Below are 19,031 nucleotides of genomic sequence, written 5' to 3'. Positions count from 1 at the left end.
CACCACCCGCCTACCTTCAGTGACACCGCTCTCTTCCTACCGCCCCAGGGAGATCTGTGATGTTGCTTGGAATCGTTTCCAGCCTTAGCCTGCTGATCGCTCCCCTCGGCGCACCTCCGCCGGTGCCGCCCACCGACACCCCGGCGGTGAACATGTCGACCCAGGCAACGATCTGCAACAAGTACTGCGACGCCCGCGACCCGGCGCTGTCACCGGGTGACCGATCCCCCGTGTCGGCGACGCTGTTCGGCCGGACGTTCCGGCTGCACTTCGACGACACCGACGCGATGGGCTGGGCCTCGGTCGAGAACGGCAACCCCGGCGACGAGGTCTGGCTGGACCGCTCGATGGACGGCGGCCGGACATGGTCCGGTGGCAGCCGTCTCGGCAACACCGCGATCCCAGCCGGGCAACGCGGTTGGCGCACGCAGATGTACAACGTCGACGACTGGAACAACCTCGGCGTCGGCGCCCTTCGTGCCTGCGGCAAGGCGGGTGATCGCGCCGACATCGTGTGTACGCCGTGGGCACGGACCACCTGGAACGCCTGGGATCGTCGTACGGCGGCAGCCACCGCGCAGATGCAGTACTACAACCTCACCACCGGACTCTTCGACACCACCGGCTGGTGGAACTCGGCCAACGCCTTGAACGCCGTGATCGACAACATCCGGGTCAGCGGGATGGACAGCTACAAGTACGCGATCGCGCGGACCTACGACCGCAACCTCAATGCGGCGGAAGGGCAGTTCCGCAACGACTACATCGACGACACCGGGTGGTGGGGATTGGCGTGGGTCGCGGCGTACGACCTGACGGGCGATGCGCGGTATCTGCAAACGGCTCGGGCCGATGCCGACCACATGGCGGCGTACTGGGACAACACCTGTGGTGGTGGGGTGTGGTGGAGTGAGGCGAAGACCTACAAGAACGCGATCTCCAATTCCCTTTATATTCAGCTCAGTGCGGCCCTGCACAGCCGGATCTCGGGCGACAGCACGTACCTGCAGCGGGCGCAGGCCGGATGGACGTGGCTCCAGCAGACCGGGATGATCAACGGCTCGCAGCTGGTGAACGACGGGATCGATCTGTCCACGTGCAAGAACAACGGCGGCACCGCGTGGACGTACAACCAGGGCGTGTTGATCGGAGCCCTGACCGAGTTGTCGAAGGCAAGCAACAACTCGTCGTACCTCACCGCTGCACGTCAGCTCGCGGACGCCGCAACGACGGCGCCGTCGCTGCACACCGCCGACGGAATCCTGCGCGAGCCGTGCGAGTCGGGTGATTGCGGAGGCGACGGGCCGTCGTTCAAGGGCGCGTACTCGCGCGGGCTCGGCAAGCTCAACACGGCCCTGCCCGATCACCCCTACACCGCCTACCTGCAACGCCAAGCCGACCGCGCGTACGCCGCTGATCGCACGCCGATGGATCAGTACGGTCTGCGCTGGTACGGGCCTGTCGACAAGCTCGACGCTGCCCGCCAGCAGTCCGCCTTGGACCTCCTCAACGCCGCCCCCTAACCCGGGTAGCGTGCGGGGAGTGACCATACGGCGCGAGACTCTCCTGCGCGCTCGCCGGATGCCGGACGACTGCATTTTCACGCTCTCGTTGACGTTCGACCCCACGCGAGCCGCCGAAGGCATCACGTTCACCGAGTTCTACGACTACGGGCCGACGGGCGCCGACGATGCCGGCCGGGAGTACGGGTACAGCGTGCATGCGCCGTACGGCGCACTCGGCACACTCGCCGAGGCGTACGCGCCGGGGGCCGACGGGCCGGCGGAGGACCGGTTGTTGAATGCGTTCAAAGCCCTCGTGGTCGAGGGGGTGCTCGCTGACGGACTGCGTGCGCAGGCGTGTACGAGCGTCGTACTGCGGGGCTTCATCGAGGCTGGTGTGGAGGCCACGACGAGTGACTGGTTCTGGGTCAACTCGGATTGAACACTGGCAGTGTCATGATGTGCGGCATGGAGCTGAAGCTGTCGGCGTCGTACGACGCCACCCCTGAGGAAGTGTTCGCGATCGTCACGGATGCCACCTTCCGTGAGCAGGCGTGTCAGAAGACCAAGGCGCTGTCGTACGACGTGAAGGTCAGCCAGTCCGGCGGTGACACGATCGTGCGGGTCAGCCGGGAGATGCCGTCCGACGACGTGCCCGACATCGCGCGGAAGTTCGTGGGCGAGACGCTGACCGTCGTACAGACCGAGACCTGGCACGCGGCCGCGGCGGACGGATCGCGGCACGCGGACGTGTCCGGCGAGATCGCCAACACCCCGGTCACGCTGAAGGGCGGCGCGAGCATCGCCGCCGACGGCGGGCAGACGGTCCAGTCGATCGACCTGGACGTGAAGGTCGCGGTCCCGCTGATCGGCCGCCGGATCGAACCCTTCGTCGTCGACGCGGTCCGCTCCGGCCTGGAGAAGGAGCACGACCTCGGCCGGGAGTGGACGAAGAACTGATCTACCGCTGCGCTCACCGGAACTGAGTGTCGCTGCGCGGTCAGGCTCATCCCCGGTGGCAACCTGAAGGGAAGTTGCCCCGGAGGTGAGCCTGTCATGCGAAAGCGCACCGCGACTGTCGGCGAGGATTCGCAGTTCTGCGTCTTCTGCGCCACGGTGATGCCGTTCGAACGGATCGAGGCCGCGGACCATCTGGTCGACGAACTGGACGAGTGGATCTGCGTGCAGTGCGGATCCGCCCTGCTGGTGGACCCGCCACTCCAGCAACTCAGCCAAACCGCCTAGCCCCGCGGTCTACAGCGGGGGGCCGAAGGCGCAGAGGACTGGTTTGGCGTGGGCGGGGTCGAGTGCGTTCGCGACCAACTGGGCGACGGTTGGGTCGAAGGCGAGGCCGACGTGACCGACCGGGTCGAGTGGGCAGGTGTCCTGGACGTACTCGTTGCGCACACCAGGCTCGCGGATGAACGACGTCTCGTGCGGTGTCACCAGGGCGTCGAAGCGCGACGCGATCACCGTGTACTTCACGCCGGGCTGAGCGATCGGACCGGCGATGACCTGACGTACGGCGGAGCCGCCGACGATCAGCTCGTCACACGCCGCACAGCCGAACTGGTTCAGGACCTGATCGACGAGCGGCCGCAGGCCTAGGTAATCACCCACGCTGACGAGGCCGGCGAACGTCGTACCGTGCGTGGGCGGTGCCAGTGCGACCACCCTGCCGACCTGACCGGCGTACCCGCGAACCTTCGGGCCGTAGATGCTCTGGAAGGCGCCCTCGGAGTGACCGACGAGGTCGACCTTCGACGCGCCGGTGGCCTGGCGGACGCGCTGCACGAAGGCTTGGATCTCGGCCGAGGACTGGGCGATCGACACCGTGCCGCCGACCGGGATGGCCGGCGTGGCCTGACCGTAGGTGAGCGTGAAGGCGCAGTAGCCCTTCGCGGCGAGGAACGGGCCGAGGTACGAGTAGTTGCCGGGACCGTTGCCGCCGAGCCCGTGCAGCAGGACGACCGGGTTGGGATGGGCCGCCGACGGCTTGCACGACCAGTTGTCGAAACCAGACGAGGGCGCGGCCGCAGTCGTCGTCTCGGCAGCACTCGCTGTCGTCGCGTCAGCGGCGGTCATCGTCGTCGCCGCGGCGACCAGGAGCCCCGTGGCCAGGAGGCCTGTGACGACTCGGCCGATGGTTCGTTGGATGGGATATGGCATGGCGGCTCTCCGTGGTTGTACCTTCGCGTGACGACACGATCACGGACAGTTGAGCACGATCCCTGGTTTCAAACAAGGGTTCATGTTGGAAACAAGTTCGGCCGGTTACACAGTCGCAACTCGGGGTAGTGTCCAGCGCATGGGCAGAACCATCCGCGGCCTCGACGCCGGACAGCGCCGGGCCGAACGACGCGAACAGCTGCTGGACGCGGCACTCAAGCTGTTCGCCGCCAACGGCTATCTCGGCACGTCGATCGAGCAGATCTGCAGTACGGCGTACATCGGTACGAAGAGCTTCTACGAGCTCTTCAACAGTCGCGAGGAGTGTTACCTCGCGCTGCTGCAGCGGACCAGCGAGCGCCTGGAGGAACAGGTCGCCGGCGCCGCCGGCCAAGCGACCGGTAACGAGCGGCAGGAAGCGCCGCGGCTGCTCGCGGTCTTCGTCCACGCGCTCGTCGACGACCCTCGCGTCACCAAGGTCACCTTCGGCATGGCGTCCGGCATCTCGGAGTCGGTCGAACGCCAGCGCCGTACGAACCGCCGCTGGACCGCGGGTTTCCTGACCCAACTCTGGGACCGCTACGACGGCGCCCCCGACGAGGAGCAACGCGTAGTCCGCCACAGCGTCGCCATCGGCCTCACCGGCGGCCTCTTCGACCTGATCTCCGACTGGCTCCTGGACGCCGACCTGACCGACCCCAAACAAATCGAAGCCCTGATAGACGACCTAACCACCTTCTACATCACCGTCCGCCGAGGCCTGGTCCGCTAATCACCCACGCAAGTTCCTGTGACGTCCGCATAAGCGGACAGTGAGTCGCAGCAGCGGAAGCGTTTCACTGTGCACTTCCAGTACCATTTCATGAACGGCGTCGACTAGGGGCACGGGTGGTATCACCATTCATTGAGATGATGGTCGATGCGGCGAATTCCGAATCGGTTGTCGACCTCGGCGCGATCGCTCGCCGGCGTGTTGATGTGCAGTCGACGTGGGAATTCCTTCCGCGAGCGGATGTGGATGCGCTCAGAGTGACCGTCCGCATCGTCGGCGAAGCGGCGAACATATGCTTCTCGGATCGATCTAACGAGTACAACTGCGTGGAAGCTGACGAAGCAGACCTCGAGGATTTCAGGTCGTTGCTGGTGGCCATCATCGATGGGCAAGCCTCCTTGGCTGTGTCAAGATTTCTCGGAAGCGCCTGGATTCGATCTGTTCACTGGCCTGGCGGCGTGTGGGCGATGCCGATATCGCCGATCATGCTGCTGCTGCCCCAGCGAGTGGTGCGCTATGAGCCGTACGTGCAGGCGAAATAGCTGGAGCGATACTGAGTTGAGAGTGGTCAGCCGGCCTTCGGAGCTCTCGCACTACTTGCCGGTCAGCAGCCGCGCCCGATGCACCCGCGAGACCGCACTCCCCCGCGCACACCACCTCCGCGCCGATCCACCGTCCACGCCCCGCTGGAGGCGGCAAGAATCAGCCGCCGCGGAGGGGTGTCCGATGGGCCGGCGGGGCGGGGTGGTGGGCGGTTCAGCCCTGGTGGGGGTAGTGGTAGTCGGTGGGCGGGGCGAAGGTTTCTTTGATTGAGCGGGGGGATGCCCAGCGGATCAGGTTCCACAGGGAGCCGGCCTTGTCGTTGGTGCCGGAGGCGCGCGCCCCACCGAAGGGCTGCTGGCCGACGACCGCGCCGGTCGGCTTGTCGTTCACGTAGAAGTTGCCGGCCGCGAAGCGCAGGTACTCGGCCGCCTCGGCGATCACGTGCCGGTCCTGGGCGATCACTGCGCCGGTCAGCCCGTACGGCGCGGAGTGTTCCATCCCCCGCATCACACTGTCGTAGGCGGCGTCGTCGTACACGTGCACGCCGAGGATCGGGCCGAAGTACTCGGTCGTGAAGATCTCGTCGGTCGGGTCGGAGGAGACCAGCAGCGTCGGCCGGACGAAGTAACCCTCGCTGTCGTCATAGGTGCCGCCGGCAACGACCTCGATCGCGTCGCTCGCCGCGGCCCGGTCCAGCGCTGCCTTGTGCTTGGCGAACGCGCGGTCGTCGATCACCGCGCCGATGAAGTTCGACAGGTCGGTGACGTCGCCCATGGTCAGCGACTCGGTCTCGGCGACGATGTCGTCGCGGATCCGGTCCCACACCGAGCGGGGGACGTACGCACGCGACGCCGCCGAACACTTCTGTCCCTGGTACTCGAACGCACCCCGCACCATCGCCGTCTTCAGCACCGCCGGGTCCGCCGACGGATGCGCCAGGATGAAGTCCTTCCCACCGGTCTCACCCACGAGCCGCGGATAAGTCTTGTACGACGAGATGCTGGTACCAACCGTCCCCCACAGCGACTGGAAGGTCTTGGTCGAACCAGTGAAGTGGATCCCGGCCAGATCCGGGTGGGTCAGCGCGGCCTTGCTCACCTCGATGCCATCACCGGTCACCAGGTTGATCACCCCGGCCGGCAGGCCCGCGGCCTCGAACAGCCGCATCGTCCAGTGCGCGGCGAACTGCTGCGTCGGCGACGGCTTCCAGACCACGGTGTTGCCCATCAGCGCGGGCGCGGTCGGCAGGTTGCCGGCGATCGCGGTGAAGTTGAACGGCGTGATCGCGTAGACGAAGCCCTCGAGCGGCCGGTAGTCCACCCGGTTCCAGACACCCGGCGACGAGATCGGCTGGTCGCTGAGGATCTGCCGCGCGAACGCCACGTTGAACCGCAGGAAGTCGATCAGCTCACACGCGGCGTCGATCTCGGCCTGCTGAATCGTCTTCGACTGGCCGAGCATGGTCGCCGCGTTCAGAGTGTCGCGCCACGGGCCGGCGAGCAGGTCGGCCGCCTTCAGGAAGATCGCCGCGCGGTCGTCGAAGGACAGCGACCGCCAGGCCGGAGCCACCGCAAGGGCCGCGTCGACCGCCGCCCGGCCGTCGGCCTCGGTCGCGTTCCCGAGGGTGCCGAGCACGTGCGCGTGCTTGTGCGGCTGGACGACCTCGATCGCAGACCCGCCACCCAGCTTCTGCACCCCACCGATCGTGCAGGTCAGGTCGATCGCACCGGCCGCGGTGAACTCCTTGAGCTTCGCCTCCAGGCTCGCTCGCTCGCCGGAACCGGGGGCATACCCCTTGACGGGCTCGTTGGCCGGAGTCGGAACAGCGGTAACGGCATCCATGGTGCGAGGCTCCTCGATCGTGGGGTGGGCCGGTGTGGGTGGGCGGCCTGACCCCTGAATCGTGCCACGCCCCACCCCCGGACCACGAACGCCACTGGTCCCACGTGAGCCAGCCAACAGTCCCGCCGCCCACGCACTCTCCGGCGAGTTCCCCGGGCAACTGAACGCTCGTTCGCCCGCTGGCAATACCGTCAGGCGGACTTCCTGGTCGCCTTCTTCGCGGCAGTCTTCTTGGCCGGGGCCTTCTTCGCCACCGCCTTGTTCGCCACCGCCTTCTTCGCAGGAGCCTTCTTGGCGGCGGCGGCCTTCTTGGCCGGAGCCTTCTTGGCCGGCTCGCCGTCCGAACCACCGGCCCGACGAGCCTTCGCAGCCTCGACCGACGCCCGCAGGGCCGCGACCAGGTCGACGACCTCGGCGCCCTCGGACTCCTCCTCCTCGGTGTCCGGCAACGGAACGCCCGCCGCCTTCGCCTCGACGACCTTCTCCAGCGCCGCCCGGTAGTCGTCGTGGTACTGATCCGGGTCGAACTCGCCCCGCAGCGTGTCGATGTACGACGACGCCATCGCCTTCTCCTGGGACCGGATCTCCACGTCCTCCGGCGGCGCGGCGAACGACGCGTCCCGGACCTCGTCCGGCCACAGCATCACCTGCAGCACGAGGATGTCGTCGACCGTCCGCAGCAGGCCGAGGCTCTCCCGCGACCGCAGCGCGACCTTCACCAGCGCGTACAGCTCGGAGCCGTCGAGCGCGTCCCGCAGCAGCACATACGGCTTGGCGCCCGGCCCGCCGTCGGCCTGCAGGTAGTAGGACTTGCCCAGGTACAGCGGGTCGACCTGGTCCGCGGGCACGAACTCGAGGACGTCGATGACCTTCTTGCTGGACAGCGGCAGGTCCGCGAAGTCGTCCGGCTCCAGCACGACCATCCGGCCGTCGGGCATCTCGTAGCCCTTGCCGATGTCGGAGTACGGCACCTCTTCGCCGTCGATCGAGCAGACCCGCTTGTACTTGATCCGGCCGCCGTCGGCGACGTGCACCTGGCGGAACGAGATGTCCTTCTCCTCGGTCGCGGAGAACACCTTGATCGGGATCGTCACCATCCCGAACGAGATGGCCCCCTTCCAGATCGCCTGCATCGCCATCAGCTCCCTGTCAGCTAGACGTATCGCCAGATCTGTCCGCTAGATCCGGTCAGCCCCCCGACCTGCCGCGCGGACCCTCCGCCGCGAGCAGGTCCGGGATCTCCTGTGTCGCGTACCACAACAGGTCTTCACCCTCGCACGAATCGAGGGCGAAAACCGCGTCGTTGTCACCATTCTGGGCCGCTTCCCACCGGTCAGCGGCCTTTCCCACCACTCCCGCGGCCCCGGCCGCGTCCAGATGCACGGCGGCCACCGCCGCCCACGGGATCACCACATGCAGCTCGAGCCGGGCGTCGCCCAGCTCGACCGACCCGTCAGCAGGCGGTACGGCGCTGACCTCGGCGGCCACCACGACCCGGCGACGAGCCGTCCCGGGGTCTGCGGCGAGCAGCCCCACCGAGGCCCGCGCCGCCTGCGCCATTGCGGCGAACTCCAGCTCCTCGTCGTCGCCCTCGGCGTACCACTCCCGCAGCGCCGGGGTCACGGCGTACACGGTCAGTGGCGCAGGGCCGAACTCCCCCGCGTGGCACGCGACGTCCAGCAGCCGCAGCGTGGATGGGATGTAGACCCTCATGAGCCCGCCTTCTTACTAGTGCCGCGGGGTTTCTTCCGGCCCCGGGAGGCCCGGTTCCGACTGCCCTTGGTGGTGTCGAGCAACTCGTCCAGCGCGTCCGTCACACATTGGGCGAAAACAGCCAGGTCCGGCATCGCGGTGCGGTCCGCGTTGAGCCCGTAGTAGACCTTCCCGTCGTACGACGTGACGCCGACGGACAACCCTTGTCCGGGCATCAACGGCACCACTGGGTACGACGCGAGCATCGGCGCACCCTGCGCGTACAGCGGGAACTGCGGGCCGGGCACGTTGGTGATCACGACGTCGTCGATCGGGCGAACCGTCGTGGTCGCGACCCGCGCGGCCAGCGCGTGCAGTGTGGTCGGGGCGAATCCGGCGATCCCGACCAGCGACCGGGCGCTGACGGCACGACCGGTGTCCTTGTGCACCTTGGTCTGGTACGAGATCTGGTGCATCCGCATGACCGGCGAGTTCTCCCCGACGGGAAGGTTCACCGTGGAGGCGATCACGGACGAACCGAGCGAGGTCGGCTCCTCGTCCTCGTCGTCGCGGATGCTGACCGGAACCACCGCCCGCACGCTCCGGGTCGGACCGACGCCCTCACCGCGCGTCATCATCCAGGCCCGGAACGCGCCCGCGACCACGGCCAGGACCACGTCGTTCACCGTGCCGCCGTGCATGGCCCGGACGGTCCGGTAGTCCTCCAGGTCGGTGACCACGGTCGTGAACCGGCGCTGACCCGAGGTCTTCACGTGGAGTGAGCTCTCCTGCGCGTGCCGCTGCGCAACCAGCGAGCCGACGACTCCGCCGAGCACTTCACGCACCGAGGTCGAACCGGTCAGGCTCGCCATCTCGGCTCGGGCCAGCTCGAGCGCGGCGGTCGGGTGGCGAGTCGCGTCGGTGAACACGCCCGCCAGCAGCTCCAGCGCGGACGGCGGGTGCTTGGGCTCCCAGGTGTCGGTCGGGGTGTCGCGCGGATCGGCTGTAGCGTCCAGGACGACTTGACCGATGTCGACCGTACTGTTGCCGTCGACAAGGGCCTGATGGGACTTGGAGATGATCGCGAACCGGTCACCCTGCAGCCCCTCGACCAGGTACATCTCCCACAGCGGCCGGGCGCGGTCCAGCCGCCGGGACATGATCCGGGCGACCAGCTCGAGCAGCTGCGCGTGCGTCCCCGGCCGGGGCAGGGCGGAACGCCGCACGTGGAAGGTGATGTCGAACTCTTCGTCGTCCACCCAGACCGGACCGGCGAACCGGCCGGGGACCTGCTGCACCCGCTGCCGGTACCGCGGCACGAAGGCGATCCGGTCCCGGATCAGGGCCACGAGGTTCTCGTAGTCGAATCCGTCGTCTCCGTGCACCGGCGGCTCGAAGATGTCGACCGTCCCGACGTGCATCGGCGTGGCCGGCGACTCGGCCTTCAAGAAGGTGAGATCCAACGACGTCAACCGGTCGGGCATCGGGTCACCTTCCTCTCTGTTCTGAGCTTGTCACCCTAACGGTCGCCGCCGACAGTGGGCTGCGACACTGACTCTGAGGGTGTCTGGGGATCCTGCGCCGTCGCGAGCAGGTGCTCGGCGGAGTGCCTCGGTGTGCTGGAGGGAAGGTCTCGATGTGGTTTCATCATGGCCTTTCCTCCAGTGCAGCGAGGTGCCCGCCGAGTGCCGCGCAGTAGGCGCAGGATCCCCAGACACCCTCCAGGGAACACTGAGCTATCTGTGTTCGTCAGGCAAGAGGGTGTGTCCCACACCCCGAGAGAGACAAATACCCCTCGAAAGGCTTCTGGACCCATGCGTTCGACGCTCACCCGCGGTGCGGCCACCGCCCTCCTCCCGACTCTCGGCATCCTGGTTCTGGCCGGCTGTGGTGGAGGCGGTTCCGACAGCGGCGCGAGCCCGAGCAACACGCCGTCGTCCCCTGCCAGTACGCCGGCCAGTACGCCGTCCAGCACCCCGGCGACCCTGCCGACGATGACGCCGACCCCGGGCAAGCCGAACTCGAGCACCCCGTCGAACACCGCCGAACCGTCGGGTGAGACCGCCGACGTGACCATCAACGTCACCGTTGCCAACGGCAAGGTCAACCCGAGCGGCGCGACCATCAAGGCGAAGGCCGGCCAGACCGTCCTGGTGACCGCGGTCAGCGACGCCGAGGAGGAGGTCCACATCCACGGCTACGACAAGGAGCTCGAGCTCGCTCCCGGCAAGCCGAACTCGGTCAAGTTCACCGCGAACATGAAGGGCACCTTCGAGATCGAGACCCACAAGAGCGGCAAGCTGATCGCGAAGCTCGTCGTCTCGTGACCCTGCCGCTCCTCCTGCCCCTTTTCCTGCCCCTTTTGCTGCCACTGCACGGAATCGGTGGGCGGCAGGATCTGCCGATTCCGTTCGGGCTGGCGGTCGGTGGTGCCGCGGTGGCGGTCGCCGTCTCGTTCGTCGTACTGGGGCTGGCCTGGCGGAGTCCGAAGTACCGCGGGAACGCGTCCGGGAAGCCGTTGCCTGCCGCAATCACCCGGACGGTCGACGCGGGCTGGTTCCGCTGGGTCGTCCGGCTCGTGGGCCTGGCGATCTTCCTCTACGCGATGGTGTCGCTGATCTTCGGCGTGGACCGGCTGACCAACCCGATCTTCGGGTTCGTCTACATCCTGGTCTGGGTCGGGCTGGTGCCGATCTCGATCGTGTTCGGCCCGGTCTGGCGGACGCTGAATCCGCTGCGGACCATCCATCTGCTGCTGTCGAAGCTGCTGCGCCAGCCGCCGTCGAAGGGCCTGCTCGAGCTTCCGTCCTGGGCCGGCCTGTGGCCGGCCGCACTCGGGATCTTCGCGTTCACCTGGCTCGAGCTGGTGGCGCCGGACCGCGCCACGATCCCGGTGCTGCAGGCGTGGATCGCGCTGTATGTCGTGATCACGCTGTTCGGCGCGATGCTGTTCGGCGATCGGTGGTTCGCCCAGGGCGATCCGTTCGAGGTGTACGCGACCCTGATGTCGCGCCTGTCGCCGTGGGGCCGTCGTACCGACGGTTCGTTGGTGGTCCGGCGCCCGCTGGAGAACCTGGACGGCCTCAAACCACAGCCCGGTCTCGTCGGGATGGTCGCGGCACTGCTCGGGTCCACGGCGTACGACGGCTTCTCGAACTCGTCGGCGTGGATCGGCTGGGCCCAGAACCAGAACATCTCGATGACCTGGCTCGGTACCGGCGCACTGATCGTGTTCATCCTGGTCGTGCTGACCACGTACTCGGGTGCCACGCTGCTCGCCGGCCGGCTGTCGGACAGCTCGCGCAAGACATTGCCGGGTCTGTTCGCGCACTCCGTCGTACCGATCGCCCTCGGGTACGTCGTCGCCCACTACCTGACCCTGTTCATCCTCGAGGGGCAGCGGACGCTCATCTACCTGAGCGACCCGCTCAGCAACGGCGCCAACATCTTCGGCACCGGACTGCTCGCGGTGAACACGGACATCACCAACCACAGCACGACGATCGCGGTCATCCAGGTCCTGGCTGTCGTGGGCGGCCACCTGCTCGGCGTCATCTCCGCGCACGACCGGGCGGTTGCGCTCTTCCCACGCCACAAGGCGCTGGCCGGCCAACTCCCGCTGCTGCTGGTGATGGTCGGCTACACCGCCGGCGGCTTGCTCTTGCTCTTCTCGTCGTAGTTCTTCGGCAGTGCCCTGCTGGTGACGGCCAGCAGGATGAAAGCGATCATGCCGACGATCAGGTGCGAGTTGCCGGGGATGGACTGCCAGAAGGTCCAGCTGAGCTCGCGATCGTCGCGATACGGGACCCACCAGATCGAGCGCAGCACAAACAGCCCGTAGAACAGGACGCCGGTCACGACCGCGGGGTTGAGGCCCCAGACCCGGTTGATCGCCCGGATCAGGCTGACGCCGAGCGGGATGATCCAGACCCAGTGGTGGCTCCACGAGATCGGCGACGCGTACAGCACGGCCAGCGCCATCACGGAGATCGCGGTCACCCGTTCGTCGGCCAGCCAGTACCGCCGGGCCAGCCAGAGCACGAGCAGGCCGAAGACGACCGACAGCACGAACCACGTCGGCTGCACCCAGCCCGCGTTGTTGCCGAGCCGGTGCAGGAAGCCGTTGAACGACTGGTTACCGGTGTAGGCGATCCCACCGACCCGGTTGGCATCCAGAATCACGTCGGTCCAGAACCGCCAGGACTGGTGCGGCACGATCGCGAACCCGATCGCCATCGTGGCCAGCAGACCCAGTACGGCGTTGCGCAGCGCACGCCACTGTTTCGTCACCAGGAGCAGGGCCAGGAACGGCAACGGAGTCAGCTTGACGCCGATCGCGACACCGACCCAGAAGCCGCGCAGCCGCTTGTCGTTCGGCCGGACCAGGTCCAGCAGAATCATTGCCGTCAGCAACAGGTTGATCTGGCCGAACGAGATCGTCTGCCAGACCGGCTCGAGCAGCAGCGACAGCACCGTGAGCGCGACCAGGACCGCGGTGCGCTTGCGCTGGGAGAAGAACGACCAGAACCGCTGCGGCAGGCTGGTCCGCCACAGCGCGGTGATGCACAGCACCGAGATCGTCGTCCAGGCCACCAGCGCGACACCCCACGGGACCGCGGCCAGCGGCACCATCGCGATCGCCGCGAACGGCGGGTACGTGAACGGCAACCCCGAGCCCGCCAGGTGAGCGTCGTACAGGGAATCGCCGTGCAGCAGCACCGATCCACCCATGCGGTACACGCGCAGGTCGATCATGCCGCCGAACAGGCTGCCCACCCAGGCGCCGAGGGCCACGAACACCGCGCAGCCGACGATCGCGATCAGGACGCGACGACGGTCGCGGGGGCGGGGCGGGGAGGAAGGTGTGGTGGTCACGGTCACGTCAGGTCGGCTCCGAACAGGGTTTCCAGGGCTCGCCGGGTTTCCTCGTACGAGGTGTGCAGCAGCGCGGTCATGCCGACCGCGCGGGCGCCGTCGACGTTCAACTGGAGGTCATCGACGAAGACGCACTCCGCGGGCTTGAGATCCAGCCGGCCGGCAGCCAGCAGGAAGATCTCCGGATCGGGTTTGCGCATCCCGACCTCACCGGAGATCACGATGTCGTCGAACATCCCGTCCCAGGTGTCGCGCGGGTAGGAGTTGCCCCACGAGTTCGACAACAGGGCGGTGCGGATCCCGTGTGCCCGGGCCCGGCGGACCAGTGCGTTCATGGCCGGCTGGTGCTCGAAGTGCGCGAACATCCGCTCGATCAGACCCTCGGCCGGCACCGGCGAACCGTCGGTGCGCACCAGCAGGGAGGCGAGTTTGCGCTCGAAGTCGGGGACTGCGATCTGGCCGCGTTCGAGGGCGTGCACCGGGTTCAGCTCGACGGTCGCGGTGGCGTCGGGTGGGAGCCAGGCGAGGAAGGCCTCCAGGTAGGAATCGAAGTCGAATCCGTCCAGCTCGGCCCAGCGCCGCAGCGCTTCCTCCAGGCCCGAGGTGAGTACGCCGCCCCAATCCACCAACAGGCCGCGCGGCACCGCCTCCACCTCTGACATGCCCGCCAGCCTACTCAGGACACCGGACCCCTCACGCTGCCGGTCCCGGTGATCACGCGACGTACATGCACTGGTTCAGTGGTTGTACTCCACGGTTACGTCGCCTGACGACGTCTTCGCGGCGATGGTCCGGGTCGCGCTCGGATCGTTCTTCACGTTGGCCGATTCGTCGCCCGAGGACGTATCGGTCTCGACCTTGTAGGCCTCGTCGCCGGACGGGACCCGGATCGTCACGTCGCCCGAGCTCGCCTCCGACCGGATCGACTGCGGCGCGACCGCGAAGTCCAGGTTGGTGCTGCCCGAACTGCTCTGCGTCACCACCGTGGTCGCGGTCAGTCCCTGGGCCTCGATGTCACCCGAGCTGGACTCCAGCCGCACCGAGCCGCCCAGCTCGTGTACTTCGAGATCCCCCGAGCTGGTCTTCAGGTCGGCACCGCCGGTCAGTCCGGAGACCTTGATCTCGCCGCTGCTGCTCCTGAGCGTCACCTTGACGTCCTTCGGCACGGTCAGGACGTACAGCGTTTTGCACCCGAGCGACAGGAATCCGCAGCCGTTGTCCGTCAGCTCCAGCTTGCCGTCGTCGTACTTCTCCTTCGGCGCGGAGCCGAACACATTCCGCTCGAACTGGCGCTCGACCGTGACGTCCTTGCCATCACCGGCGCGAAGCTCGACATTCGCCGAGCTGTTGTCGATCCGGAGCTCGTCGCCCTGGACGGGGTAGCTGCCCTGGGTGGTCTTGCTGCCGTTGGTGAGGCCGGTGAGCGCCCAGTACACGCCGCCGAGGATGAGCGCGACCGAGATCGCGATCCCGTAGCGCCGCTCGGTACTCATCGTGCGCGGCGGGCGACCCTGGACGTCGGACATGCTGCTCCCTGAGGTGGTGAACTAACCCAACCCTGACACACGCGGGACGTTCTGAGGCTCGGGTTCTACCCCTGGTCGGACCCTGACTGTGCCCAATGAAGAGCGGCTATCTCAGGACGGCCGTCGGGGACAGTTCTTCGGCGAGGGTGGCGGCCAGTTGCTGGAGCGACTTGCGGAGTTTGCTGGACTTGGCCGAGTCGGCCAGGCTGCGGCCGTGGGACAGGGCGGCGTCGACGGCGCTCTGGTCGAACGGGAGCAGCGCTGTCGGCTGGATTCCGACGTACTGGGCGAGGGCCTCGCCGACCGCGTCGGCCGGTGAACTGCCGAGGGAGCCGGAGCGGATGCGGTTGACCACGACCTTGACGTTCGCGGAGGGTACGACGGCGCGCAGCTCGTGGATCGCTCGGATCAAACGGGTCAGGCCGATCGGGTCCGCCGTACCGACGACGATCACCTCATCGGCCTCTTCCAGCGTCACCATCGTGGCGCCGTTGCGGCGAGGGGCCAGCGAATCGAACGAGATCTCCTCGTCGGCCTCGATGCAGAAGCCCACGTCAACCACGGTGACCGGCGCGAGCATGCGTGCGGCCGACCAGATCGACTCGACCGCGGCAGGCCGTAGCTCGGTCCACCGGTCCGCGCGGCTGAGGCCGGTCAGGACCAGCAGGCGCGTATCGACCTGGCGGGCGTACTTCGCGAGCATGACCATGTCGAGCGAACCGCTCGACGCCGACCGGGCCGCGGCCGCCAGGCCGGAGGTCTCGTCGAGCATCCCGAGCAGCTGTGCCACGGTCCCGCCGTACACATCGGCGTCGGCCAGCAGGGTCGGCACGCCTTTGATCGCGAGCTCGGACGCGAGTCCGACGGCGACCGTCGTCCGTCCGGGCGCGCCGGTCGGGCCCCAGACCGCGATCACCCGGCCGCTGCCCTGCGAGAAGGCCGGCGCTTGGGTGCCGGGGCTGTCCGGCGTCAGCGGCACGAACCCACCGGCGAAGTGGGACGACGACACCGGCGGGCCCGACTCCACTGCGTCGATCACCGCGCGGCCGAGGTCCTCCGGGCTGACGTCGGCCGGGAGGATGCGCTCGATTCCCATCCGGCTCAACCGATCCTCGGAGCCGAAGGGCGCGCCGTTCTCGGTCGGATCCACGAGGGCGAGGACGACGATGCCGCGGGCATGCAGCGCGGCCACCGCATCAGAGGTGAGTCTGGTCAGGTCGTCGGCGAGTAGCACCGCACGGGCCTGCCCACTCGCAGCGGTGGCCATCACGTCCGCGATGTCCACACAGCGCCGGACAACTCGGATCCCGGGCGCGCGCTCGGCCCGCCGTACGACGTCTGCCTCCCACGGCGCCCCGGTCACGGCCAGGAGGACAGGGAGCGACATCAGCCGGCCCGCCGGATCAGGGTCGGCTCGCCCGCGGCCATCATCGTCAGCGCGGCCGGGAGCCGGGACACATCGGTCGGCGCGAGACCGACCAGGACCTGCCGGCGGGCCGCACCACCCGCGACACCCTTGACCGCGTCGATCTGGAGAACGCGCACGTTGGTCCAGAGCTGCTTGGCCGGCTGGCCGTCCGTCTTGGTCGGAACGACCCAGACATCAACCATGTCGCCGGCGGCGGTGTCCGACGGCAGTTGCCCGGTCGCGATCGAGAGTGGCAACTCGGTCCGATCGCTGTCGGCCTGGGAGACGGCCGCGTCGCGCGGCACGAACTCACCGGCGTCGACCGGGCGGGCGGCGATCAGGCCCTTGAGATCGGCGTCGGCCGCGACGTACTTGTCGGCGTCCTCGCTGCTGGTGAAGCGCACCCGCACGGTGGTGAGGTCGTCGCCGGTCAGCTTGGTGTGGGCCGGGATGTCGCGCTTGGCCGCCCAGATCGTGGTGGTGTCGTCGGCGGCCGACAGCAGCTTGGCGCCGGCCAGCGCGGTGATCGCGACCAGCAGCACCCCAAGCACGAGCCGGCCGTCCTTCCACCGGGCCTTGCGGTTGCGCTGAGCCGGAGCCGACGGTGCCCCGAACCCGCCACGCACTGCTGTGTCCACCACGTCGGAACTCCCCAGTCGTTCGATCGCTGCCGGAACCCGGCCCTGAGATCCGGCATGTCAGCCGGCACCTCGTCCGGCACCTCATGTGGCACCTCATTTGGCACTCCGCCGACATTCTGCCGTGTTCGGGTCCTCGACGTGAACAGTCATCCACAGGCCGTCACATCTGGGGACAACCGGGGCCGTCCAGTACTCAACCGTGGCAAACTGAAACAACCAGCCACTACGTGAAGGAGTAGGACGGATGCCGGCTCCCCGATTCCTCCAGCTCGCCGACGTCGCCGAAGTCCTCAACATCTCCGCGAACCAGGTCTACGCGCTGGTCCGCCGCGGCGACATTCCCGCCGTCAAGATCGGCGGCCGCGGGCAGTGGCGGGTCGAGGCGACCGAGCTGGAGAAGTACATCGAGCGGCTGTACAGCGAGACCAAGGAGTTCATCGACTCCCATCCGTTCGGCGAGGACGCCGAGCAGACCGAGGAAGCTCACCAGTAGTCCGCTTTCTCTTGGTCAGCGTCTTCGGAGTGCGCTGAGGGCTCGGGTGGGGACCAGGCGCACGTTGTAGACCTCGGTCCGGCGGCGCGGCGCGTCCAGGGGGTGCTCGGCGAGTTCGAGGAAGTCGGCTCCGACGCGGTCGATCGTCCCGGTGACCGGCGGGCCGCCGGCGCAGAACAGCGTGACCGGCGAGCGGTCGCGAGCGATTCCCCGCAGCAGGTGCGCCAGACCGAGCTTGCCTTCGACCGCTCCGACCGCGGGCTCGGCCCACGGCCCCAGGCGATGGACGGCGAGCAACGCCTCGACCGGGATCAGCCACTCCTCGTACCGCTCGCCCTCGATCAGCAGGCAGTCCTTCCCGACCCGGGTCAACGTGCCGTGCACGGGCTCGGCGTCGATCAGCTCGACGCGTACGACGGTGTCCACCGCCCCGCGGAGCCGGTCGAGCACGGTGATCTTGCCGACCTCGGCGCGGACGCGATCCGCGAGCTCGCCGTAGAGGTCGCCCTCCTGGAGTGCCTCGAACTGTGACTCCAGGTCCGCGAACAACGCATCCCACCGCATACCCGGGAACCTACCGGGTCGCGCTCTCTCACGCTCTGTGAGCACGAGCGATCCCGAGGCATCCCGGGTTAAGGACTTGCAAAGTGACCGTAGAACCGGTCTATAGTGATCAAGCCAAAGCAAACTAACGCAAACTCATAGGTCAGGGGCCAAGTGAGATGAAAGCGATGATCCGAGGGGCGAAGGGGACGCTCGCGATCGTGGCTCTCGTCGCGGTCGGCCTGGGCTTGCGTTGGATGACCGCCGGATCGATCAGCGGCATGAACACCTACGACCTCGAGTCGATGACCGTGCTGGTCATCGGGACTGTGGCCTGGATGGCGTACGGATGGCTCGTGCTGGCGGTGCTCGTGACCGTCCTCGAGCAGCTCCCGGGCGCGGTCGGCGCGCTGGCCGGGGTGGTTGCCGCGCGGATCACCTCGACGACCGCTCGCACACTGCTGCGCTCGAGCCTTGGAGTCGCCGCTGTCACGCCGTTGACGGTCGGCGTCGCCCACGCGACGCCCGGCGACAGCGGCAACGGGCCGTGGGCTCAGGTTGAGCCACGCTCAACGGTTCAGCTCACCGATACGGTCCCGTGGGGTGCAGTCGAGCCGCAGTCGGTGGTGAGGCTGACCGAGCATGCCGCCGGCCCAACCTCGACGAAGCCTGTCCACCGCACCGATGCGCCGATTACGCCTCGACCTGCGGCTGGCGTGCGGTTGGGAGTGCCGGACCGGCCCGCGGTGGGGGCCGCGACTCGGTACACGGATGTGCGGTCCGGAGTGGCTGTGCGGATGCCGGCACGGGTCGTCGTGCACCCCGGCGACTCGCTCTGGAGTCTCGCCGCGCACGAGCTCGGTCCGGACGCCAGTGCCGCGGAGATCGCGGCCAGATGGCCTGAGTGGTACGCCGCCAACCGCCAGGTGATCGGTTCCGACCCCGACCTCATTCTTCCCGGCCAGGTGCTGCGCGTCCCGGCAGCCGCGACCGGTCACGTGCCGCCCACCCATCAGGAGAAGTGA

Annotated in this window: 21 protein-coding genes; 10 read left to right on the top strand and 11 right to left on the bottom strand. The window is 67.9% G+C overall.

Annotation, left to right across the window (positions count from 1 at the left end):
* The first annotated feature begins 59 nt into the window (after nucleotides 1–59).
* The 4 genes from ACWF4Z_RS03635 to ACWF4Z_RS03620 all read left to right on the top strand — a co-directional run bounded on the left by ACWF4Z_RS03635 (nucleotide 60) and on the right by ACWF4Z_RS03620 (nucleotide 2,747).
* The gene (locus ACWF4Z_RS03635) at nucleotides 60–1,523 is read left to right on the top strand and encodes a glycoside hydrolase family 76 protein (RefSeq protein ID WP_452241366.1); all 1,464 of its coding nucleotides are present in this window, start codon (nucleotides 60–62) and stop codon (nucleotides 1,521–1,523) included.
* Nucleotides 1,524–1,542: 19 nt separating this feature from the next.
* Nucleotides 1,543–1,944, top strand: a complete 402-nt coding sequence (locus ACWF4Z_RS03630; protein WP_452241365.1) for a hypothetical protein — start codon at nucleotides 1,543–1,545, stop codon at nucleotides 1,942–1,944.
* 26 nt (nucleotides 1,945–1,970) lie between these two features.
* Nucleotides 1,971–2,462, top strand: a complete 492-nt coding sequence (locus tag ACWF4Z_RS03625) for a DUF2505 domain-containing protein (RefSeq protein WP_452241364.1) — start codon at nucleotides 1,971–1,973, stop codon at nucleotides 2,460–2,462.
* Nucleotides 2,463–2,558: 96 nt separating this feature from the next.
* Nucleotides 2,559–2,747, top strand: coding sequence for a hypothetical protein (locus tag ACWF4Z_RS03620; RefSeq protein ID WP_452241363.1), 189 nt, complete (start codon nucleotides 2,559–2,561; stop codon nucleotides 2,745–2,747).
* 9 nt (nucleotides 2,748–2,756) lie between these two features.
* Here ACWF4Z_RS03620 and ACWF4Z_RS03615 read toward each other — a convergent pair whose 3' ends face one another.
* Nucleotides 2,757–3,671: an esterase/lipase family protein gene (locus tag ACWF4Z_RS03615; RefSeq protein ID WP_452241362.1), complete on the bottom strand. Its 915-nt coding sequence runs from the start codon at nucleotides 3,669–3,671 to the stop codon at nucleotides 2,757–2,759.
* Nucleotides 3,672–3,810: 139 nt separating this feature from the next.
* On the opposite strand from ACWF4Z_RS03615, the gene ACWF4Z_RS03610 reads away from it, so the two are divergent.
* On the top strand, nucleotides 3,811–4,443 hold the full coding sequence (locus ACWF4Z_RS03610) for a TetR/AcrR family transcriptional regulator (protein ID WP_452241361.1): 633 nt from the start codon (nucleotides 3,811–3,813) through the stop codon (nucleotides 4,441–4,443).
* 137 nt (nucleotides 4,444–4,580) lie between these two features.
* On the top strand, nucleotides 4,581–4,985 hold the full coding sequence (locus ACWF4Z_RS03605; protein ID WP_452241360.1) for a hypothetical protein: 405 nt from the start codon (nucleotides 4,581–4,583) through the stop codon (nucleotides 4,983–4,985).
* Between the two features lie 214 nt (nucleotides 4,986–5,199).
* Here ACWF4Z_RS03605 and pruA read toward each other — a convergent pair whose 3' ends face one another.
* The 4 genes from pruA to ACWF4Z_RS03585 all read right to left on the bottom strand — a co-directional run bounded on the left by pruA (nucleotide 5,200) and on the right by ACWF4Z_RS03585 (nucleotide 10,004).
* A complete protein-coding gene (pruA, locus tag ACWF4Z_RS03600) occupies nucleotides 5,200–6,828 on the bottom strand; it encodes an L-glutamate gamma-semialdehyde dehydrogenase (protein ID WP_452241359.1) in 1,629 nt (542 codons plus the stop codon).
* 191 nt (nucleotides 6,829–7,019) lie between these two features.
* The gene (gene ku / locus ACWF4Z_RS03595; protein ID WP_452241358.1) at nucleotides 7,020–7,961 is read right to left on the bottom strand and encodes a non-homologous end joining protein Ku; all 942 of its coding nucleotides are present in this window, start codon (nucleotides 7,959–7,961) and stop codon (nucleotides 7,020–7,022) included.
* Nucleotides 7,962–8,016: 55 nt separating this feature from the next.
* Nucleotides 8,017–8,541: a DUF6912 family protein gene (locus tag ACWF4Z_RS03590; protein ID WP_452241357.1), complete on the bottom strand. Its 525-nt coding sequence runs from the start codon at nucleotides 8,539–8,541 to the stop codon at nucleotides 8,017–8,019.
* The gene (locus ACWF4Z_RS03585) at nucleotides 8,538–10,004 is read right to left on the bottom strand and encodes a WS/DGAT/MGAT family O-acyltransferase (protein ID WP_452241356.1); all 1,467 of its coding nucleotides are present in this window, start codon (nucleotides 10,002–10,004) and stop codon (nucleotides 8,538–8,540) included. The genes ACWF4Z_RS03590 and ACWF4Z_RS03585 overlap by 4 nt, the downstream gene beginning before the upstream one ends.
* Before the next feature lie 330 nt (nucleotides 10,005–10,334).
* On the opposite strand from ACWF4Z_RS03585, the gene ACWF4Z_RS03580 reads away from it, so the two are divergent.
* Nucleotides 10,335–10,847, top strand: a complete 513-nt coding sequence (locus ACWF4Z_RS03580) for a cupredoxin domain-containing protein (protein ID WP_452241355.1) — start codon at nucleotides 10,335–10,337, stop codon at nucleotides 10,845–10,847.
* The gene (locus ACWF4Z_RS03575) at nucleotides 10,844–12,199 is read left to right on the top strand and encodes a hypothetical protein (RefSeq protein WP_452241354.1); all 1,356 of its coding nucleotides are present in this window, start codon (nucleotides 10,844–10,846) and stop codon (nucleotides 12,197–12,199) included. Before ACWF4Z_RS03580 ends, ACWF4Z_RS03575 begins: the two co-directional genes overlap by 4 nt.
* On the opposite strand, the gene ACWF4Z_RS03570 is transcribed toward ACWF4Z_RS03575, so the two are convergent.
* The 5 genes from ACWF4Z_RS03570 to ACWF4Z_RS03550 form a co-directional block, all read right to left on the bottom strand.
* Complete coding sequence (locus ACWF4Z_RS03570; protein WP_452241353.1) at nucleotides 12,160–13,401, bottom strand: glycosyltransferase 87 family protein; 1,242 nt, start codon at nucleotides 13,399–13,401, stop codon at nucleotides 12,160–12,162. The genes ACWF4Z_RS03575 and ACWF4Z_RS03570 overlap by 40 nt on opposite strands.
* Entirely contained in the window at nucleotides 13,398–14,057 is a 660-nt protein-coding gene (locus ACWF4Z_RS03565) for an HAD family hydrolase (protein WP_452241352.1), read from the bottom strand. The genes ACWF4Z_RS03570 and ACWF4Z_RS03565 overlap by 4 nt, the downstream gene beginning before the upstream one ends.
* 75 nt (nucleotides 14,058–14,132) lie before the next feature.
* A complete protein-coding gene (locus ACWF4Z_RS03560; protein WP_452241351.1) occupies nucleotides 14,133–14,921 on the bottom strand; it encodes a DUF4097 family beta strand repeat-containing protein in 789 nt (262 codons plus the stop codon).
* Nucleotides 14,922–15,027: 106 nt separating this feature from the next.
* On the bottom strand, nucleotides 15,028–16,308 hold the full coding sequence (locus ACWF4Z_RS03555; protein WP_452241350.1) for an AAA family ATPase: 1,281 nt from the start codon (nucleotides 16,306–16,308) through the stop codon (nucleotides 15,028–15,030).
* The gene (locus ACWF4Z_RS03550; protein ID WP_452241349.1) at nucleotides 16,308–16,970 is read right to left on the bottom strand and encodes an SAF domain-containing protein; all 663 of its coding nucleotides are present in this window, start codon (nucleotides 16,968–16,970) and stop codon (nucleotides 16,308–16,310) included. The genes ACWF4Z_RS03555 and ACWF4Z_RS03550 overlap by 1 nt, the downstream gene beginning before the upstream one ends.
* A 244-nt stretch (nucleotides 16,971–17,214) precedes the next feature.
* On the opposite strand from ACWF4Z_RS03550, the gene ACWF4Z_RS03545 reads away from it, so the two are divergent.
* Nucleotides 17,215–17,463, top strand: a complete 249-nt coding sequence (locus tag ACWF4Z_RS03545) for a helix-turn-helix domain-containing protein (protein WP_452241348.1) — start codon at nucleotides 17,215–17,217, stop codon at nucleotides 17,461–17,463.
* Between the two features lie 15 nt (nucleotides 17,464–17,478).
* On the opposite strand, the gene ACWF4Z_RS03540 is transcribed toward ACWF4Z_RS03545, so the two are convergent.
* Nucleotides 17,479–18,027 (bottom strand): hypothetical protein, encoded by a 549-nt coding sequence (locus tag ACWF4Z_RS03540; protein ID WP_452241347.1) that lies wholly within the window; start codon nucleotides 18,025–18,027, stop codon nucleotides 17,479–17,481.
* Nucleotides 18,028–18,194: 167 nt separating this feature from the next.
* On the opposite strand from ACWF4Z_RS03540, the gene ACWF4Z_RS03535 reads away from it, so the two are divergent.
* Nucleotides 18,195–19,031, top strand: coding sequence for a LysM peptidoglycan-binding domain-containing protein (locus ACWF4Z_RS03535; RefSeq protein WP_452241346.1), 837 nt, complete (start codon nucleotides 18,195–18,197; stop codon nucleotides 19,029–19,031).

This window comes from Kribbella sp. NPDC055071 (assembly GCF_053608045.1).
This window is presented reverse-complemented; position numbering and strand designations above follow the sequence as displayed.

Bases quoted from the DNA above. Each gene is read 5' to 3' on its own strand.
- ACWF4Z_RS03625 (WP_452241364.1), top strand. From the start codon at position 1,971: ATGGAGCTGAAGCTGTCGGCGTCGTACGACGCCACCCCTGAGGAAGTG.
- ACWF4Z_RS03555 (WP_452241350.1), bottom strand. From the start codon at position 16,308: ATGTCGCTCCCTGTCCTCCTGGCCGTGACCGGGGCGCCGTGGGAGGCA.
- ACWF4Z_RS03565 (WP_452241352.1), bottom strand. From the start codon at position 14,057: ATGTCAGAGGTGGAGGCGGTGCCGCGCGGCCTGTTGGTGGATTGGGGC.
- ACWF4Z_RS03540 (WP_452241347.1), bottom strand. From the start codon at position 18,027: ATGCGGTGGGATGCGTTGTTCGCGGACCTGGAGTCACAGTTCGAGGCA.
- ACWF4Z_RS03545 (WP_452241348.1), top strand. From the start codon at position 17,215: ATGCCGGCTCCCCGATTCCTCCAGCTCGCCGACGTCGCCGAAGTCCTC.
- ACWF4Z_RS03610 (WP_452241361.1), top strand. From the start codon at position 3,811: ATGGGCAGAACCATCCGCGGCCTCGACGCCGGACAGCGCCGGGCCGAA.
- ACWF4Z_RS03585 (WP_452241356.1), bottom strand. From the start codon at position 10,004: ATGCCCGACCGGTTGACGTCGTTGGATCTCACCTTCTTGAAGGCCGAG.
- ACWF4Z_RS03590 (WP_452241357.1), bottom strand. From the start codon at position 8,541: ATGAGGGTCTACATCCCATCCACGCTGCGGCTGCTGGACGTCGCGTGC.
- ACWF4Z_RS03560 (WP_452241351.1), bottom strand. From the start codon at position 14,921: ATGTCCGACGTCCAGGGTCGCCCGCCGCGCACGATGAGTACCGAGCGG.
- ACWF4Z_RS03615 (WP_452241362.1), bottom strand. From the start codon at position 3,671: ATGCCATATCCCATCCAACGAACCATCGGCCGAGTCGTCACAGGCCTC.
- ACWF4Z_RS03635 (WP_452241366.1), top strand. From the start codon at position 60: ATGTTGCTTGGAATCGTTTCCAGCCTTAGCCTGCTGATCGCTCCCCTC.
- ACWF4Z_RS03535 (WP_452241346.1), top strand. From the start codon at position 18,195: ATGATCCGAGGGGCGAAGGGGACGCTCGCGATCGTGGCTCTCGTCGCG.
- ku (WP_452241358.1), bottom strand. From the start codon at position 7,961: ATGCAGGCGATCTGGAAGGGGGCCATCTCGTTCGGGATGGTGACGATC.
- pruA (WP_452241359.1), bottom strand. From the start codon at position 6,828: ATGGATGCCGTTACCGCTGTTCCGACTCCGGCCAACGAGCCCGTCAAG.
- ACWF4Z_RS03605 (WP_452241360.1), top strand. From the start codon at position 4,581: ATGATGGTCGATGCGGCGAATTCCGAATCGGTTGTCGACCTCGGCGCG.
- ACWF4Z_RS03620 (WP_452241363.1), top strand. From the start codon at position 2,559: ATGCGAAAGCGCACCGCGACTGTCGGCGAGGATTCGCAGTTCTGCGTC.
- ACWF4Z_RS03580 (WP_452241355.1), top strand. From the start codon at position 10,335: ATGCGTTCGACGCTCACCCGCGGTGCGGCCACCGCCCTCCTCCCGACT.